Annotated in this window: 14 protein-coding genes; 1 reads left to right on the forward strand and 13 read right to left on the reverse strand. The window is 37.0% G+C overall.

Translation table 11 applies throughout. From position 1 onward, the window contains the following. Positions 1-60: 60 nt before the first annotated feature. Positions 61-1,842, forward strand: a complete 1,782-nt coding sequence (locus tag MHM98_RS07180) for a DUF885 domain-containing protein (RefSeq protein WP_239438579.1) — start codon at positions 61-63, stop codon at positions 1,840-1,842. Positions 1,843-1,926: 84 nt separating this feature from the next. Here the strand turns inward: MHM98_RS07180 and pgi are convergent, their stop codons facing one another. From pgi to MHM98_RS07245, 13 genes are all read right to left on the reverse strand, one after another. After that, positions 1,927-3,534 carry a glucose-6-phosphate isomerase gene (pgi, locus tag MHM98_RS07185; RefSeq protein WP_239438580.1) on the reverse strand — a complete coding sequence of 536 codons (1,608 nt, stop codon included), beginning with the start codon at positions 3,532-3,534 and terminating at the stop codon, positions 1,927-1,929. A gap of 101 nt (positions 3,535-3,635) precedes the next feature. Continuing rightward, positions 3,636-4,529, reverse strand: coding sequence for a UTP--glucose-1-phosphate uridylyltransferase GalU (gene galU, locus MHM98_RS07190; RefSeq protein WP_239438581.1), 894 nt, complete (start codon positions 4,527-4,529; stop codon positions 3,636-3,638). Position 4,530: 1 nt separating this feature from the next. After that, positions 4,531-5,934 carry a phosphomannomutase CpsG gene (locus MHM98_RS07195; RefSeq protein WP_239438582.1) on the reverse strand — a complete coding sequence of 468 codons (1,404 nt, stop codon included), beginning with the start codon at positions 5,932-5,934 and terminating at the stop codon, positions 4,531-4,533. Positions 5,935-5,936: 2 nt separating this feature from the next. Next, positions 5,937-7,376: a mannose-1-phosphate guanylyltransferase/mannose-6-phosphate isomerase gene (locus MHM98_RS07200; protein ID WP_239438583.1), complete on the reverse strand. Its 1,440-nt coding sequence runs from the start codon at positions 7,374-7,376 to the stop codon at positions 5,937-5,939. A gap of 146 nt (positions 7,377-7,522) precedes the next feature. Further along, positions 7,523-8,551 carry an NAD-dependent epimerase gene (locus MHM98_RS07205; RefSeq protein ID WP_239438584.1) on the reverse strand — a complete coding sequence of 343 codons (1,029 nt, stop codon included), beginning with the start codon at positions 8,549-8,551 and terminating at the stop codon, positions 7,523-7,525. 36 nt (positions 8,552-8,587) lie between these two features. Beyond that, complete coding sequence (locus MHM98_RS07210) at positions 8,588-9,754, reverse strand: nucleotide sugar dehydrogenase (RefSeq protein WP_239438585.1); 1,167 nt, start codon at positions 9,752-9,754, stop codon at positions 8,588-8,590. A 15-nt stretch (positions 9,755-9,769) separates the two neighbouring features. Continuing rightward, positions 9,770-10,885, reverse strand: coding sequence for a glycosyltransferase family 4 protein (locus MHM98_RS07215; protein WP_239438586.1), 1,116 nt, complete (start codon positions 10,883-10,885; stop codon positions 9,770-9,772). 46 nt (positions 10,886-10,931) lie between these two features. After that, positions 10,932-12,869, reverse strand: coding sequence for an asparagine synthase (glutamine-hydrolyzing) (asnB, locus tag MHM98_RS07220; protein WP_239438587.1), 1,938 nt, complete (start codon positions 12,867-12,869; stop codon positions 10,932-10,934). 2 nt (positions 12,870-12,871) lie between these two features. Then, entirely contained in the window at positions 12,872-13,987 is a 1,116-nt protein-coding gene (locus tag MHM98_RS07225) for a glycosyltransferase family 1 protein (RefSeq protein WP_239438588.1), read from the reverse strand. Further along, on the reverse strand, positions 13,977-15,005 hold the full coding sequence (locus MHM98_RS18920) for a glycosyltransferase (RefSeq protein ID WP_239438589.1): 1,029 nt from the start codon (positions 15,003-15,005) through the stop codon (positions 13,977-13,979). The genes MHM98_RS07225 and MHM98_RS18920 overlap by 11 nt, the downstream gene beginning before the upstream one ends. A 146-nt stretch (positions 15,006-15,151) precedes the next feature. Continuing rightward, complete coding sequence (locus MHM98_RS07235) at positions 15,152-16,267, reverse strand: EpsG family protein (protein ID WP_239438590.1); 1,116 nt, start codon at positions 16,265-16,267, stop codon at positions 15,152-15,154. Further along, the gene (locus tag MHM98_RS07240; protein ID WP_239438591.1) at positions 16,261-17,331 is read right to left on the reverse strand and encodes a glycosyltransferase family 4 protein; all 1,071 of its coding nucleotides are present in this window, start codon (positions 17,329-17,331) and stop codon (positions 16,261-16,263) included. The genes MHM98_RS07235 and MHM98_RS07240 overlap by 7 nt, the downstream gene beginning before the upstream one ends. Beyond that, positions 17,328-18,452: a glycosyltransferase family 4 protein gene (locus tag MHM98_RS07245; RefSeq protein WP_239438592.1), complete on the reverse strand. Its 1,125-nt coding sequence runs from the start codon at positions 18,450-18,452 to the stop codon at positions 17,328-17,330. Before MHM98_RS07245 ends, MHM98_RS07240 begins: the two co-directional genes overlap by 4 nt. Positions 18,453-18,460 lie beyond the last annotated feature (8 nt).

An 18,460-nucleotide genomic window follows, 5' to 3' on the forward strand; every position in this document is an offset into this window, starting at 1 on the left:
ACTCGCTACACTCTGGCGCAATAAAATAATAAATGAGAAACTCTTATGAACGAAAAGTTTATGAACAAAAAGCTTGTCGCCAGCACTATCGCTATCGCACTTGGTAGTATCACCTTAACCGCCTGTCAATCGCCAGCTGTTGAAACGGCAGCTCCAATCGCCAAAATAAATGCCGAACAACAAGCGAAAGTATTTTCAGCTCAATTTATCGATTCGCTATGGAAACTATCACCCACTTGGGCATTGTATAGCGGTTACACCAAATACGCTGGCGAGTTAGTTATTCCAAATGACGCGTCGCGTAAGCAATCATTAGATTTCGTAAACACGCAACGTAAAATGCTCGACGCAATTGATACTAAGAGCGTGTCACCTAGCATGCGCATCGATTTAGCGCTAATTGCCAACACATTAGATTCAATTGAGTGGGACATCACGACCTTTAAATCATGGCAATGGCAGCCGACACAATACAATGTCGCTGGCGGCTTCGCGCAAATTATTAATGGTAGTTACGCACCGTTAGATGAGCGTTTAGATTCAGTATTAGAACGCCTTACCTCAGTACCACAATATTACGCAGCAGCTCGCGCTAATATCGACAATCCGACCTTAGAGCACACTAAGTTAGCCATTATGCAAAACAAAGGCGCATTAGGAATTTTCTCTGATGATTTAATCGAAAAAGCCAATAACTCTTCAATGACTGATGATGAGAAAGCACTATTTGCAGCCCGCACACTAGAAGCACGCCAAGCGGTAATGAGCCACATTGATTGGCTAGAAAACCTTAAAACTGATTTAGAAAAGAATGGCGCTCGTAGCTTCCGCATTGGCAGCGAGTTATACGAGCAAAAATTTGCGTTAGATATTCAATCTGATTTGTCTGCTAAGCAGCTTTATAACAAAGCGCTAGCCGATAAGCAAACCGTGTTAGGTGAGATGGCTAAAATCGCCGATAAGCTTTGGCCTAAGTATTTCGCAAATACTGCCAAACCAAATAACAAGCAGGCGATGATTAGCCAGCTGATCGAAAAACTATCGGTTAAGCACGTCAAACGCGAGAACTTCGTTGAAGAAATCCGTCAGCAAATTCCAGCGCTTGAAGCCTTTGTAATGGAAAAGAACCTGATCACGCTGGATAAAGAAAAGCCTTTAGTAGTGCGTGAAACGCCAGAATATATGCGCGGTTTTGCCGGTGCATCAATTAGTGCCCCAGGCCCTTATGATAAGAAAGCCAATACTTACTACAACGTAACACCGCTCGATAACATGACTGATGAGCAAGCTGAAAGCTATCTGCGCGAATACAATCACTGGGTGTTACAGGTGCTTAATATTCACGAAGCTGTACCGGGACACTACACTCAGCTTGTGTATTCAAACATGGCACCAAGCTTGGTCAAAAGTCTGTTTGGCAATGGCGCAATGATCGAAGGTTGGGCGGTTTATACAGAGCGCATGATGCTTGAGGAAGGTTACGGTGATTTCGAACCTGAACTGTGGCTAATGTACTACAAGTGGAACCTACGCGTAATCACCAACACAATTCTAGATTACGAAATCCACAACAAAGGCATCAACAAAGAGCAAGGTTTGTCATTAATGATGGATGGCGCCTTCCAACAACGCGCCGAAGCAGAAGGCAAATGGCATCGCGCCACAGTATCGCAAGTACAGCTAACCAGCTACTACTCAGGCTACCGCGATATCTACGACTTCCGCGATGAATACAAACAAATGAAAGGCGACGGATACAACGTCAAAGCCTTTCACGACAAATTCCTAAGCTACGGCAGCGCACCAGTGAAATTTGTGCGTGAATTGATGATGGAGAAGTAATTACTTTTCCAAACGAAAAAAGGGGTTGTCATAGTGTTATGACAACCCCTTTTTATTTAAATCTACGCTTGAAAAGTATTTAGATTAGCTCTTTGTGTTTAGAGCTTTATATTTGGCTAAGAGTCCTTGAGTTGAAGCACTAAAATCAATCGAGCTAGCCTCACCATTCATACTCGCAATCACATCCTTACCAATCTGCTTGCCAAGCTCAACGCCCCATTGATCAAAAGGGTTAATATCCCACATCACACCCTGAACGAATATCTTGTGCTCATAGAGCGCCATTAAACTTCCCATTGCTTGTGGTGTTAATTTGTCCATGGTAACGGTGACACTCGGCGAGTTGCCCGGCATCACTTTATGCGGTGCTAAGCGCTTTACCTCTTCTTCGGGTAAACCTTGCGTTCGAAGCTGCTCAGCAACCTCTTCTAAACTAATGCCACGCATCAAAGCTTCACTTTGCGCCAAACAATTAGCTACCATAGTTTTATGATGCTCTTCATGACCGTGATGAGGCGTCAATGGCAAAATAAACTCACTAGGAATCGGTTCTTGTCCTTGGTGCATCATCTGCATAAAAGCATGCTGGCTATTTGTCCCCTCTTGACCAAACACCATAGGCGCCGTCGCCAGCTCCACCAACTCACCTTGATGATTAACGCGCTTGCCATTACTTTCCATATCCAATTGCTGAAGATAACCAGGAAAATCACGTAATGCGTGATCATAAGGTAATACCGCAAGACCTGAATAGCCTAAAAAGCTTCTATTCCAGACACCTAGGAGCCCAAGAATAACAGGCATATTATTTTCAAGTGGCGCTGTCTGGAAGTGCTTATCCATTTCATAAGCACCTTCTTTGAGCGCTAGATAATTATTCATACCAATGGCACAGGCTAGCGGAAAACCTACAGCCGACCATAGTGAAAAACGGCCTCCGACCCAATCCCACATTGGCAAGATATTTTCTTGCGAAACACCAAACTCAATCGCTTTGTCAGTCGCACTAGTCACAGCAATCAGATGCCTACTTAGTTGCGCTAAAGAGCAGCCACCATCAAGCAACCACTGCTTAAAGAAGTTAGCATTCAGTAATGTTTCTTGTGTGGTAAATGTTTTAGAGATCACAACAACTAAAGTCGTTGCAGGCTCAAGTAACGCTATTTTTTCTTCGATCGCGCCGCCGTCAACATTAGCCACATAATGAACTTTGACTGCACCACTAGAGTAAGGCTTAAGTGCTTGCGCACAAATTTTAGGACCGTAATAAGACCCACCAATACCGATAGCAACAATATCTTTGATTGGCTGCCGACTAAAACCAAGTCTTTTTCTACTGGTAATCTCCCCCACCAACGTAGACATTTTTTGCTCGGTAATAATGACCTCATCTGCTAATTCAGTGCCAAGCACTTCTTTCTTGCGTTCATCAGACGCACGTAAAACACTATGCAAAACGCTACGCTTTTCGGTGTGGTTAATTACTTCACCTAAAAACATCGCATCGCGCTTTTGCTCAAAGTTTAACTCTCGAGCCCAAGCAAATAATGTATCCAGTACCGCGTCAGAAACACTCTGCTTCGAATAATCTAATTCCAGTGATGAGCCAGCAACGGTTCTGGATATATTATTGTCAATGAAGTGCTGTTTTTGTTCTTGAGACAAATGATTAAGTTTTGTATTTAATTCCATTCTGTTTTCTACATCAGTTCTTTGCCACCCATGGCGCCACCGTATACCGTTCATCCTGAACATAAAAAAATAGCGGCTAGCGCCGCTATTAACAATTTTAGTTACTTTAATAATTCTTGAAGATGTTCCCTAAAATCTTGACCTAAAGTTTTATCTCGAAGACCATATTCGACAAAAGCAGTCATATAGCCAAGTTTACTCCCACAGTCATGAGACTTTCCAGTCATATGAAATGCTTCAACAGTCTCAGTTTTCATAAGTGTTGCAATTGCATCAGTTAATTGAATCTCATCACCTGCACCAGGAGGTGTAAACTCTAACAAATCCCATATAGCACTAGAGAGGACATAACGACCTACTACAGCAAGATTCGAAGGAGCTTCGTCTACAGGTGGTTTTTCAACGACAGCCGTCATGGCTTTCGACTCACTAGCTTTAAGTTCATGCCCTTCACAATCAGCGACACCATAGCTGCTTACTTGTTCCATGGGAACAGGTTCAACCATAATTTGACTATACCCAGACTCATCAAAGCGCGTAAGCATCGCAGCCATATTTTCAGTCTTTAAATTACTTGCGGCTTCATCCAATATTACATCTGGTAATACAACAGCAAATGGCTCTTCGCCTACAATAGGACGTGCTTTCAACACGGCGTGCCCAAGTCCTTTGGCTTCACCTTGACGAACATGCATAATTGTAACTCCTTTAGGGCAAATAGCTTGTACTTCATCTAAAAGCGAGCGCTTAACGCGTTTTTCGAGTGTTGTTTCAAGCTCAAATGACTTATCAAAATGATTTTCAATAGCATTTTTTGAAGAGTGAGTGACTAAAACTATCTCTTTAATGCCGGCAGCCACACACTCATCAACAATGTATTGGATTAGCGGCTTATCTACAATAGGAAGCATTTCTTTCGGAATTGCTTTTGTTGCAGGTAGCATTCTAGTTCCTAAACCAGCTACTGGAATCACTGCCTTTTTAATTTTTTTCATTTTATTTTTCAACTTTATTTGTAATAGGCAGCGACATTGACGAATCCAACATCGCTAATATTTCTTGCGTCTTATCTTTCATAAGCTCCACATTGCCTCTAGATTCAACATTTAGCCTAACTACAGGTTCAGTATTTGACGTACGTAAATTAAAGCGCCATTGCTCATGCTCAATACTAATACCGTCAGTATAATCGACAATCAGAGCATCCTCAGAATACTCATCAGTCACTTTTTTAATCGCCGCTTTAGGCTCGTTTAATTTACGATTAATTTCACCTGATGATGGGAATGCATTAATACGTTGCTCGACAAGAGTAGATAACGGTAACTTTTTAGCTGATAACATTTCAGCGACAAGCAGCCATGGAATCATTCCTGAATCACAATATGAAAAATCTCTAAAATAGTGATGCGCACTCATTTCACCACCATAAATCGCATCTTCGCTACGCATTCTCTCTTTAATAAAAGCATGGCCTGTCTTACATAAAATAGGCTCACCACCCGTTTGTTTGACTAAATCAATCGTATTCCACGTCATGCGAGGATCATGAATAATCTTAGCGCCCTTATTTTTTAGTAAAAACGCTTCAGCCAATAAACCAACAATGTAATAGCCCTCAATGAAATGACCTCTTTCATCGAACAAGAAACAACGATCAAAATCGCCATCCCAAGCAATTCCCATATCTGCGCCATGAGCAATTACAGCCTCACTAGTCGCGCTTCTGTTTTCTTGTAACAAAGGGTTAGGAATACCATTTGGGAAATTTCCATCTGGTTCATGGTGAACTTTAATAAATTCAATTGGTATATTTAACTGCTTAAATTTACTCTCAATGGCATCAATCACATGGCCAGCAGCGCCATTTCCTGAATTAACCACTAACTTTAACGGCGCAATATTACTCGGAACTATATATGTCATTAAATGTTCAATATAAGGTTTCAGATTTGACGCTTTGGTTAAATTTCCACGCTGAACAACTTCACCAAAACTATTCTCCTCCGCTAAACGTTTAATATCCAATAGCCCTGTATCGCCACTTATCGGCTTAGAACCTTCTCGAACTAACTTCATACCGTTATAATCCATAGGGTTGTGACTAGCAGTTACTTGAATACCGCCGCAACTCCCCATAGAAGTCGTAGCATAATAAATTTCTTCAGTGCCGGTCATGCCAAGATCTATAACATCTACACCTGCATCTAATAATCCATCAGACACAGCCTCTTTTAATGCTTCAGAAGTAAGACGAATATCGCCACCAATAACAACTGATTTAGGCGTAAGGTATTCTCCGTAGGCACGACCTATTCGATAAGCGATTGATTCATCTAGTTCTACGCCTAACTGACCACGTATATCATATGCCTTAAAGCAGGTTAATAAACTACTCATACCTACTCCTTAATTAGTTTTTTTTCTGCTCTACCGTAAATGTCTTCAAATCTCACTATATCATCTTCCCCAAGGTAGCCTCCAGATTGGATTTCAATAAGCTCTAAAGGTACTTTTCCAGGGTTTTCTAATGCATGAATTTCCCCAATAGGAATATAAGTAGACTGATTCTCAGTTAATAGAAACGTTTTGTCGCCATTTGTAACCTTTGCACAACCACTCACAACAATCCAATGTTCAGCTCTGTGGTGATGCATTTGCACCGATAATTTTGCCCCTGGTTTCACTGTAATACGCTTAACTTGATAACGTTTACCATTATCAATAGAGTCATACTTTCCCCAGGGGCGATAAACTTCACGGTGTACTGTAGCTTCCGAACGAGCTTTATTCTTTAACTTATTAACGACGTCTTTAACATCTTGACTCGCTTCAACGCTAGATACAAGCAATGCATCAGGAGTATCCACAATAACAAGATCTCTTATACCTAAAGTCGTTACCAAGCGACTATCAGCATGTATATAAGTATTCTCTGTGTTGTGAGAAACAACATCACCTTTGAAACAGTTTCCTTGTTCGTCTTTAGTGGCTATATCATATAAAGATGCCCAACTACCTACGTCATTCCAACCAGCGTCAAGGGGCACAACGGCTACAGAGTTATTATTCTCTGCACACAGGGGCTCCATAACAGCATAATCAATAGATTGATCAATGCATTTTTCAAATTCTTGAGGGTCAACACGAATAAAATCTAAATCGCTCTCTAATTCGTTTATAGCTGCACGGCAAGAAGATAAGATTTGAGGATTAAATTGCTCCAGCACCTCCAAGTAACGGCTTGCTTTAAACATAAACATACCGCTATTCCATAAGTACTGTTTTGAATCTACATATCCTTGTGCTGTAGTAGCATCAGGTTTTTCAACAAAACTATCAACACTAAATGCTCTTTCGCCTAACGCTTGTCCCTGCTTAATATAACCATAACCAGTATGAGGACTTTGAGGTACAACACCAAAAGTAACTAATCTTCCTTGCTCAACTGCTTTTTGCCCTTCAACAATTGCACATTGAAATTCAGCTTCATTTTGAATCACGTGATCCGCAGCTAAAACCAACAGGGTAGGATCATCGCCTTTTTCGGTTGCTACTAACGCACTCAGCGCAACTGCTGGAGCAGTATTTTTACCTATTGGTTCTAAAATAATTTTTCCAAGCTCACCTATTTGACGCAATTGCTCAGCCACAATAAATCTGTGCTCTTCATTACAAATAGTAATAGATGGTGCCAACTCCAGCCCTTCAAGGCGTTCTAAAGTTATCTGCAACATAGTTTGACGACCATTTAACGGTAAAAATTGCTTCGGAAATAGTCTTCGAGAAAGGGGCCATAAGCGCGTACCTGACCCTCCGGCCATCAGTACAGGGATTAACATGTAATATCCTTGTAATTTTTAATTCTTAATAAAATAAATTGCTAGTTTGCCATTGGTAAAAATAAGCAATAGCATAAAAACAGTTTATGAGTGCTGTTAACCACTCATACATTGATGACTAAAGAATGTCATGCTTATATTAATCATTACTTAGTGAGATTATAAAACTCTGAATACCACTCAACAAACTTTGATACACCATGCTCAACATTCACTTTAGCCTTATGGCCTGTAACCGAAAAGAGATCTTCTACCTCAGCATATGTTTGATATACATCACCAGCCTGCATCGGCATAAAATTCTTATTAACCTTCATTCCTAACGATCTTTCTAAAGAGTTAATAAACTCCATCAATTTGACAGGGTTTCCATTGCCAATGTTAAATATACGATACGGTGCAGAACTTTTCGCTGGAGAATTCAATTCCACTTTCCAAGATTCATCAAAAACAGGTACTTTATCTTGCACTTTAATGATGCCCTCTACAATATCATCGATATAAGTAAAGTCACGACTCATATCTCCATTGTTATATACGTCAATTTTTTTGCCTTTGACAATTGCATCGGTAAACTTGAACAATGCCATATCAGGTCTTCCCCATGGACCATATACAGTAAAAAAACGTAAACCAGTTGTTGGAATACCATAAAGATGGGAATATGTGTGAGACATTAATTCATTTGCTTTTTTTGTTGCAGCATATAATGAAATCGGATGGTCTACACTATCCGCTGTAGAAAAAGGTGTTTTATTATTAAGCCCATAAACAGAACTAGACGAAGCATAAATCAAATGTTCAACTTTATTATGACGACAACCTTCTAAAATAGTTAAATGACCAACTAAATTTGAATCTGAATACGCCATAGGGTTATCAATAGAATATCGAACTCCTGCCTGTGCAGCTAAATGAATTACTCGATTAAACTGCTCTTTTTCGAATAAAGCTGCAATCCCTTCTCTATCAGCTAAATCTAACTTCACAAACCTGAATAGACCTTTTGAAGCCTCCGCTGAATTAGAAAGTTCCTTTAATCTGGCAAGCTTTAAATTAACATCATAGTAATCATTAAGATTATCGAGTCCAACAACTTCATAGCCCATATCACAAAGCTTTCTCGCGACATGAAATCCGATAAATCCAGCTACACCTGTAACTAAAAACTTCATTATTATTCCTTTTAAATTATTTTAAATTATTGACAACTAATCTGAGCCAAATAAGTCTCTGGTATATACTTTGTCACTAACATCATCTAGTACTTTATCCATACGATTTGAAATAATAACATCTGATATGTTCTTAAATTCATTTATGTCAGTAATTACACGGGAATTAAAAAACTTTGATTCCTTTAATTCGGGCTCATAAACAATAACATCAATTCCCTTTGCTTTAATACGCTTCATGATTCCCTGAATAGAAGACGCCCTAAAATTATCTGATCCAGTTTTCATTATTAAACGATAAACACCAACTACCTTAGGATTATGTTTAATAATAGAATCTGCCACATAGTCTTTTCGGGTGCTGTTAGCTTCGACAATCGCGCTAATTAGTGAGTTAGGAATATCTTTATAATTAGCGCGAAGCTGTTTAGTATCTTTAGGTAAACAATAACCACCATAACCAAAAGATGGATTATTATAATGGGAGCCAATTCTAGGATCTAATCCAACCCCTTCTATAATATGTTTAGTATCTAAACCATGTGTTTCAGCATAAGTATCAAGCTCATTAAAATACGCTACACGCATAGCTAAATAAGTATTAGAAAACAGTTTAACAGCTTCAGCTTCAGTTGAATCCGTTAACAAAACGGGGATATTTTCTTTTATTGCTCCTTGGACCAATAATTCAGAAAAAACTTGAGCACGTTGAGAGTTTTCACCAACAATAATGCGTGATGGGTGTAAGTTATCATATAACGCTCTCCCTTCACGTAAAAACTCAGGTGAAAATATGATATTATTTGAAGAAAACAGCTCCCTTATATGCTTTGTATATCCAACTGGAACAGTTGACTTTATAACCATTACTGCATTCTTATTTATTTCTAAAACTTCTCGTATAACTGATTCAACCGTAGATGTGTCAAAATAATTAGTATCAGGGTCATAGTCTGTAGGTGTTGCTATTATAATAAAATCCGCACTCCCATAGGCTTGTTTCCTATCTAAAGTTGCAGTAAATTTAAGGTTAGGCTTTAAAAGAAATGCCTCTATTTCTGCATCGACAATAGGCGACACTCGCTTATTTAATAAATTTACCCTAACTTCATCTATATCTACTGCAACAACCTCATTATGTTGCGCCAGTAACATCGCATTAGATAAACCAACATAACCAGTTCCTACAATCGTAATTTTCATTCATTTTCTCTTTAACTAATCTAAACAATTTTTTATCGCATTGAGATACTTATTAATCACAATACGTTCATCAAATTCGCGCTCTACTTTAATACGACTCTTTTCTCCCATTTTGAGGCGCTCTTCGTGCGACATTTGAATTATCACATCTAATTTGTTAATCAAGCTTTCTGTAGAACGTACCTCACATAAAAAACCATTACTTCCATCTTCAACAGTTTCACGACACCCTACATTATCCGTAGTTACAATAGGCTTTCCCATCGCAGCAGCTTCTAAAAGAGATTTTGGAACACCTTCTCGATAAAACGAAGGAAGAACCATGCAGTCAACTTTTGCTATTTCCTGCTCAACATTATTGGAAATACCTATATATCGAACAATTCCTTCAGCGACCCAATCATCCATCTGTTTTTTTGACACAGAAGAAGGGTTATCCACATCTAGAAAACCCAATAATTGAAATTCAACACTCTCTCCATAACGAGCTCTCAATTCACGCGCGGCTTCGACATAGTGTCCAATACCTTTATCAAATAACATTCTAGCAATTAGCAAAAAGCGAATTTTTTTATCATTTGGAGCAGGAGTCAATTGAAAGCGAGCCAAATCAACGCCAGAACCAGGTAATCGCTCAGTGACTGAAGAGCGGGCTAATTTATATGAGAGAAACAACTCTCTATCATCTTCATTTTGAAAAAAAATTTTATCAGCTTTGCGCTGACTATACCTATACAGAACGCGAGCTATTTTTGATGTTAAATTCTCTCTTATGAATAAAACACCCAATCCTGCTATATTATTGATTACCCTTGCATCGGCAACTTTTGCTGCTAAAGTGCTATAGATATTATTCTTAGGGGTGAAATTTAATACAACATTCACCCTATGCCGTTTATAAAGAATAAAAAAACTAAATAAGGTTTTTAAATCTCGAAAAGGATTCGTCCCTCCCTGATCAATATCAACGTGAAAATAGTTACAACCAAGCTCAACAAGCTTTTCAGAATACTCATCTTGAGGAGCTATAGCTAACACTGTATATCCCTTATCCAGTAGAGCAGTAATCGTGTTCTTTCGAAAGTTATATAAATACCAGCTAGTATTAGCAGAAATTACTATTGATGCCATTCTATTTTTCTACTGTAATAATTATCAAAATATTTTTATTCATAATTTAATCTAAATGCTCTTCACACCATTGAAAAAAAGTAATTAAAGTCCAAATTTGCGTCTGGTAATTTTGCCCTCCTGTCTGATGCTGCTCCCACATATTTTCTAATAATGAAGGTTCAATCACATCTTCAACTCGATGCTTATGTTTTTCTAGCATCGCAAAGCTCCAATCTTTTAAAGAGCCTCTCAGCCAACTTCCCATAGGGACTGCAAATCCCATTTTGGGTCTTTCAAAAAGCTCCCTTGGAATATACTTTTCTAAAAGCTGACGTAATATCCACTTAGATTGATTATTTCTTATTTTTAAACCACTAGGTAAATTAACCCCAAACTCTATAACCCTCTTATCCAGAAAAGGAGCACGTGTCTCTAAGCTATTTGCCATCGCTGCGCGATCAACTTTACAAAGTACTCCATCTGCCATGTAGTTCATAAAATCAAGCACCATAAATTGCTCTGGCGATGATAACGCCTCAAAAGCATGTTTCTGAGTGCTGGATACTTGATTAAAGCCTGAATGACGAGCAATCATTCCTAATGAAGAAAACTGATTCAATATCAATTCATACATCGCCAGATTATTTGGGGCAGAAAACGAACGAAGTGCTTTATGGGCTTTAATTCCTAATTCATTTACACGGTACTTGTAAGGAAGCATTTTCCCTAAAAGTTCATAAGTGGCAGGACTAACAGATGACAATAACTTAGCGAGAAACAACCTTACTCCAGTGGGAAAAGCTCTAGTTGCCTTATTCACTTTATTTGCCCATAAATACCGATTATATCCACCAAAAATCTCATCACCAGCATCCCCAGTTAATGCAACTTTAACCTTCTCACTAGAAAATTGAGATACTAAATAAGTTGGTAACTGACTCATATCAGCCATAGGCTCATCGTAAACACTTGGAAGTTTAGGAATTACATCCATAATAGCTTTATCATCAACATAAAGCGTGTGATGGCGAGTTCCAATAAAATTGGCGACTGCTTTAGCATGTTCGGCTTCATTGTACTCCTTATCCTCAAAGCCAATTGAAAAAGTATCAACATTGCTGTCAGTTGTTTTATTCATCATCGCAACAATTAATGATGAATCTATTCCACCAGATAAAAAAGCTCCTACAGGCACATCAGAAGCTAGCTGCTCATGAACAGCGCTATTTAAGATATTATCTAATTCATTAATATACTCGTAATCTGTACACATAGACTGACTACTAAGATTATCTTGCTCGTTACCTAATATTTCCCAGTAAGAAAACTCTTTACTTAACTGCCAGCCCCCTTGTGACAAAGTAAATTGAATCATAGTTCCAGGTCTTTGTTTTACTACGTCTTTAAAGATAGAATGACCAGAAGTAATAAAGCCGTGCAATAAGAATTGCTTCAATGCTTCTTTGTTAAGAGCTTTATCAAAATTAGGCCACTTTAATAATGGCTTCAACTCAGAACCAAATATTAACTCACCATTCTTATAAGAATAATACAGGGGTTTCTCACCCGCACGATCTCGAACAAGGCTTAGCTGATTTTTATGAGTATCAAATAAAGCAAAAGCAAACATTCCTCGAATATTATTTAGAGTCGTGACTAAGCCAAACTGCTCAATATACTGAATCAACACTTCAGTATCGCTACTGCCGACAAAACGAGTCCCTATAGAGCATAGCTCTTCTCTCAGTTCCTTATAATTGTAAATTTCCCCATTGTAACTAATGATATATCTACCATTTTGGCTATGCATTGGCTGAATACCAGCATTGCTTAAATCTAAAATAGAGAGCCTTGTATGCACCATTCCAAGCCCAAGTTTAGAATGATTAAATAATTCAATATGATCTGGCCCCCTGTGATATAGACTTTCTCCCATGTTTTTCAACACAGTAGAACCATCAAACCCCAAATCTTTTACTAAAAAGCCTGCAAAACCACACATAGCTATGCCCCTTTACTATCGCTAAAAATACCTTTTGCAGTTTTTGACCAGGAAAAACTAGAAATAAATGAGCTATTATCTATAGTTTTATTTGACGCAAGGTACATCGAAATATCCTCTGCCAATACCTCTACCTCAAGTGTTGGCTCTAATAGTAGCCCAGTATCTGGTGTCACTTCTGGTAGAGATGATATATTGGAAGTAATAATCTTTTTATTAAAAGAAGCAGCCTCTAATATGGGTAATCCAAATCCCTCATATTTCGACAAAAAAAACAAAGACTCCATCCCACGATAATAACTATTCAACTCTTTATCTGAAACAATTCCAATTAATTCTATATAAGGCTTATCGGAAATATAATTCTCAAGTTCTAAATCAAAATTTTTTGTCGAGCCTGCAATCAAAAATTTACCTCTGTAAGCGTGCCTGTCCTTAAGAACTTTAAATATATCAATCATTTTCTTTAAGTTCTTATGGGGGCGTCTATCTCCGATATAAAACAAATATGGAGGTACTTCGGCTACTGAAATATCGCTATTATCTTCAATAGCCAAGCAGCTAGAAGAATGTACTGTTCGTATTTTATTATGACTAACAAATGGGAAGTACTTTCTAATATCTTTATTCGTTGACTCCGAAATAGCCACACACTTTACTCTTTTCCCCAGCAAAGAGTGCAAGCACAACCCATAAAATATCACTTTTTTTAATAATGCTTGACGGACAATGTACCCTTTAACAATTAAAGGAAAAAGATCATGAATTACGAACTGTGTTCTATTTATTATGCCAAACGGTAAATCGAAATGAGGATAAAAGTATTCATGTTCTGGATATTTCTTCAAATACTTTCGCATTCCAAAATAATGCTTCATCGAAAAAACTTTTATTGGTACTAAATCAATCTCGATCGCCTGATGAGCAGAACTCAAACTTTTCAACTTTCGATATAAGCTATTACTTTCGTCGATTGAAGACTCCACAAGAACTATTAACGATGAGACTTCATCTATATGTGCCAGCAAACCTTCAAGTAAGTTGATACTGTAGCGGCCTAAGCCGCTAAATTCATTGCTAATATGCCGTGCATCAAATATTATTTTTTTAATAAACATCTTTTAAAATCTTTCTAACCTTAACCTTGAAATCCTGATAACTTCTTGCGACTAAAGGTTCTTCATAATTTACTGCTTCAGGCAAGCCACCAATATTGTTAACAACACATGGAATCCCTAAAGCGAGAGACTCAGCTGCAACTCTTCCATAAGCCTCCTGACATATTGAGGGCATTACAACAAGCTTAGCGTACTTAAATGCGTGTTCAGGAGAACGAACCCAAGGCATATAGCAGATATTTTTAGCTCGTAATGGCTCTTCAACTGCACGACTAAAAATATAAAACTTTTCCAGTGGCAAATCATCAGCTAACTTCTTAACAATGTCTACTCCCTTTATCTTCGAATCACCAAGCAAAACAATTCCTTTTTGTTCAGGAGGAATATTATCGACAACGTCAGCGAAAGCCTTTTTTAATCTATCAGGGTCAATAAATGGATATTGGACCTTAGCCACTCTTCCAAATCGATCTTTAATCTCCTTTGCCATAAATTTAGAGTTAGCGATAACTTCGTCAGCTGACTCAATAGCTAAACGATTATCTTTACAATAAGTTATGAAACCAGGACTATCTAAACAGTCATAAAATTTTTTAGCATATCTCTTAATACCACTAAAATAATTAGGTCTTACATTAAGAAAGTTCTCATCTCTTGCAAAATATACAGTCCGCTTACTAAAACTATTGATTGCAACTGGTGCCCATAAATTTTGAGCCCAAAGCTCATCAAAATCAGAACATTCAGAGGTTATAAAAGCTCGTATTGTATCTCGATTTAATAAATACTCATTAAAAAAGAAACGGTTTATTAAAATTCGAGGCTGAAAAGCCGCTATGTTAAAGTTAGCCGGTAACTCTAATTTAAGTTTATGGGCATTAAAAGACTTTACACCCTGCACTGATGCCAACGTAACATTATCTGTAGGTCCTACTTTTTTTAACTCTTCGACAAGGCTGCGTTCAGCCCCCCCGACTCCGTAAACTAAATTTTTTGAAAATGCAATAATATTCGACACTAATTTAAGCCTGCAATATAACTAAAGATAATCGAGCGAATTCCTAAAAGCTCTGCGGAATAAGTCAACCTTTAGAAGATTAGTTTTTATACTGTGATTCAATTATTTACTCTACATAACTCCGTACCTAAGAGTAAAATTATAAATTAAATAATTAAATGCTCTAAATTTCGTTGCATAGCAATAAACGCTAGAAATATAGACAATAAAGAAAAAGCATAAATAACATTTCTGCTGCAATACTTGATCAACATGATATAAGTTATTGGTAGTAATATAACCGGAAAACGATCAGAACTTGGAAATACTTCAACTAGCAAGAGATAATAAACAGTAGTTACTAAGGCTAATTTAATAAGTTTTTTATCCTGATGAGCCACATTTTTTTTAAATGCCCATTTTTCAATCGTCGCTATAAGTAGATAACCAATTGGAAGGATAATCAGAAGAATCACTTGGAACTTACGCCCCCATGTAAACTTCATTTCATCAGCTAATATTCGACTATTATATATATTTTTTAGCACTTCGATATTTTGTGTCACTTGTTCGACAATAAATTTTGCAAAAAAACCAGTTGGAAAGCTAAGCAGCGATAATAAAAAACCAAAGAGGATGATCCGCAGTGGAACTAAGTAAACAGTTAATAGACATATGAAAAATAAGATAAATTGAAACTTATGGACTAATAAAACTAGAGGTATGAAAAAGCACCATATGTATTTCCTGTCAAGAACCTTTAAATAACAATAAATCAAAAGAGATGAACAAATAAAAGAACGAATCACATTCGAATAATGGCTAAGAGCAAGCCTGTTCAAGAGAATCATACTTAACATAAAAAAGAAAAATAACAGTAAGCTCTGTGCGGGTGCTCCTTTAGAAGAAAATTTAGCAAGTGACCAAATAAAGACAACTACATAAATGCTTATTAATAAAACAAATGTACCTGGAGAATCAAATACACGAGTGAATACAAACAGAAGATAAGAAAAACCAGGATCTTTTCCCCAAAGATCTATATCAGTGTAACTGTCTAATCTTGCGACACCTTCGAACCACTTTATATACTCTAAAAAGTCGTCACTATAAGAGTAATGTAAAACGTTAAAATAAAGTAAGAAATGCGTTATAAATAAGCAAACACCGAAAGCCAAAAATAAATCTACTATTTTCTTATTCTCACTAAACCTAACGCAATGTAATATTATTAACTCTAAAATTGTAAAAAGCGTAAAGATAATAGAAGAAAAGCTTAGCATTCAAAGATAAACCTACATATATTCTGCCCTCGTTGCTCCCAAGTATAAAGTTCAGCAACCTCCTTTAAGCATTTATTTCCAAACATACGACCCAATTCAGGACTATTAATAAACCCCTGAATAGAAGTCACTATACTTTCTTCGCTTTGAGGATCGAATTGGAAGGAGTTATCTGTATTTAAGACCTCAGTCAATGAACCTAATTTACTAGTGCATATCGGATTTCCAGTAGCCATATACTCAAATAGTTTCATTGGCGATGTGCACCACCAAATAGAAGACGCTTTTGTCATAGGTAAAAACATTAAATCTGCTGCCATTTGAAACTTTACCAATGTAGAATTATCCTGATGACCAAAAAACTCTATATTGGAAAATTCACGATATTGACTCTTCCAATATTCAATATCCTTCTCTTTCCCTCCAACTTGAACAAAATATAATTCTGGAAAGTTACGAATTACCGTATCAAACAATTCAGCCCCACGCCCTGAAAACAAACTACCAGTGTGCATGACAATAGTTTTATTTATCGGAAGGCCCAGTTCTTCACGTAGTAATGATTTTTCTACATTACGTAACGCATCGTATTTATCAAGAAATACGCCATCATGAGCAACAAGCACTTGTTTTTCAATAATATTAAACTCAGCTAATAAATATTTTTTTAAAGCTTCAGAAATAGCAACAACTTTTAATTTATGCCGTAAACGATTAAATATTCGTTTATTAGTACCTGAAATTGAATCATGAATTTCCCATACAATTTTTTTTCCAAGTAGGCTAGCAAGCCATAATACAGATAAATTTCTTGAATAAACAACATCAGATTTTAATATATCTACAACTACCTGGGAGTGAAACATAAGTTTACGTATACTGGAGCTTTCTTGCTCAATATTGCAAACCCAAATATTTTTATAGTTATCTGAACGCTCACCAACAGCGACACACTGAAAGTCACCTCTTAGAGATTCAGAAAAAACCCGAGTATTCGCATTAATCTGAACAGAACGAGCAAAGTTACCATTTAAATTGGCATTAACTATATATTTTAATTTCAAGACAAATACTCACTATATATTTTATCGACATTTTGGGCATATCGTTCCCAAGAAAAAAGCCTAGAATAATTTTGAGCTGACGAGCCCATCTTCTTTATTAAATCAGGATTATCTAAAAAGAGATTTAACTTTTCAGCAATTGCAGCGGGGTTATTAATAGGAACAATAAAGCCATCAATCTCATCCCTTACTATGCTACCAGCATTAAAAGTAGTAATAACAGGTAAACCGCAACTCATTGCTTCAAATACAGTTTTAGAAGAACCTTCAAAATATGTTGGATATACATAGATATCAGCATTCTGATATTGCTTTATAATATCGTCATTAAATCCCATTATGCAGATATTATCATTACCAGACATCAACTCTTCTAGTTCACTAGCTATACTATTATGTAAACGTCCAAATATTTTTAACTCAATCGTTTCTTTAGGAAAATAGGTAACAGCCTCTACAAGTTCTAAGACTCCCTTTGTTCGCTTCAATCCCCCTGCAAATACTATTTTTAATGGTTTACCAACACAATAATTTCTATCTTTCTGCTTGTGGACACCATAAGGAATAAACTCAACATTATCTTTATGTATTCCCGCAAACTCCAGATTGTCATTAACCCATTCAGAAGGAGAGACAATCAAATCACTTTTTAAATAACAAGGGATGCTATGGTCATCAGATGTTTCATTATTCGAGTCAAACTTTATGCCTTCTCTTCGCATTCTTTTTAGATAATCAGGGTGAGAGAATGCTTCTATAATAACTTTTTTATTCAACCCTTTCGCATAATCGATCAATTTTTCATCGTGATAAAAAAAATGTACAACATCTGCAGACTCTATATATTTCTTAGCTCGAAAAGAAAAGGCATTAATCTCAATATTTTTAAAAAAGCTGTAAAAACAGCCATCTCCCAAGGTTTTAAGTACATACTGAGTCATTCTACTATAGAGCCTAGAACCGGGGTATGGCGTTGCAATACTTCCTCCAGTAATTCTACTTAAATTTGCCCTACAAAATACTTTAATATCCCTAGAAGAGTTTTTAACAATTTGATAAGAGCGATAGCCCATTGTCGAAGCGAGCCCAAAATCAGAATTTAGAACATGTAATATTTTCAAAATTGGTT

The sequence above is a fragment of the Psychrobium sp. MM17-31 genome (genome assembly GCF_022347785.1).
Lineage (GTDB): Bacteria > Pseudomonadota > Gammaproteobacteria > Enterobacterales > Psychrobiaceae > Psychrobium.

What these genes read in the sequence shown, in the direction of transcription:
- MHM98_RS07180 (WP_239438579.1), top strand. Translation starts at nt 61, where the DNA reads ATGAACAAAAAGCTTGTCGCCAGCACTATCGCTATCGCACTTGGTAGT.
- pgi (WP_239438580.1), bottom strand. Translation starts at nt 3,534, where the DNA reads ATGGAATTAAATACAAAACTTAATCATTTGTCTCAAGAACAAAAACAG.
- galU (WP_239438581.1), bottom strand. Translation starts at nt 4,529, where the DNA reads ATGAAAAAAATTAAAAAGGCAGTGATTCCAGTAGCTGGTTTAGGAACT.
- MHM98_RS07195 (WP_239438582.1), bottom strand. Translation starts at nt 5,934, where the DNA reads ATGAGTAGTTTATTAACCTGCTTTAAGGCATATGATATACGTGGTCAG.
- MHM98_RS07200 (WP_239438583.1), bottom strand. Translation starts at nt 7,376, where the DNA reads ATGTTAATCCCTGTACTGATGGCCGGAGGGTCAGGTACGCGCTTATGG.
- MHM98_RS07205 (WP_239438584.1), bottom strand. Translation starts at nt 8,551, where the DNA reads ATGAAGTTTTTAGTTACAGGTGTAGCTGGATTTATCGGATTTCATGTC.
- MHM98_RS07210 (WP_239438585.1), bottom strand. Translation starts at nt 9,754, where the DNA reads ATGAAAATTACGATTGTAGGAACTGGTTATGTTGGTTTATCTAATGCG.
- MHM98_RS07215 (WP_239438586.1), bottom strand. Translation starts at nt 10,885, where the DNA reads ATGGCATCAATAGTAATTTCTGCTAATACTAGCTGGTATTTATATAAC.
- asnB (WP_239438587.1), bottom strand. Translation starts at nt 12,869, where the DNA reads ATGTGTGGTTTTGCAGGCTTTTTAGTAAAAGATTTGGGGTTTGATGGT.
- MHM98_RS07225 (WP_239438588.1), bottom strand. Translation starts at nt 13,987, where the DNA reads ATGTTTATTAAAAAAATAATATTTGATGCACGGCATATTAGCAATGAA.
- MHM98_RS07235 (WP_239438590.1), bottom strand. Translation starts at nt 16,267, where the DNA reads ATGCTAAGCTTTTCTTCTATTATCTTTACGCTTTTTACAATTTTAGAG.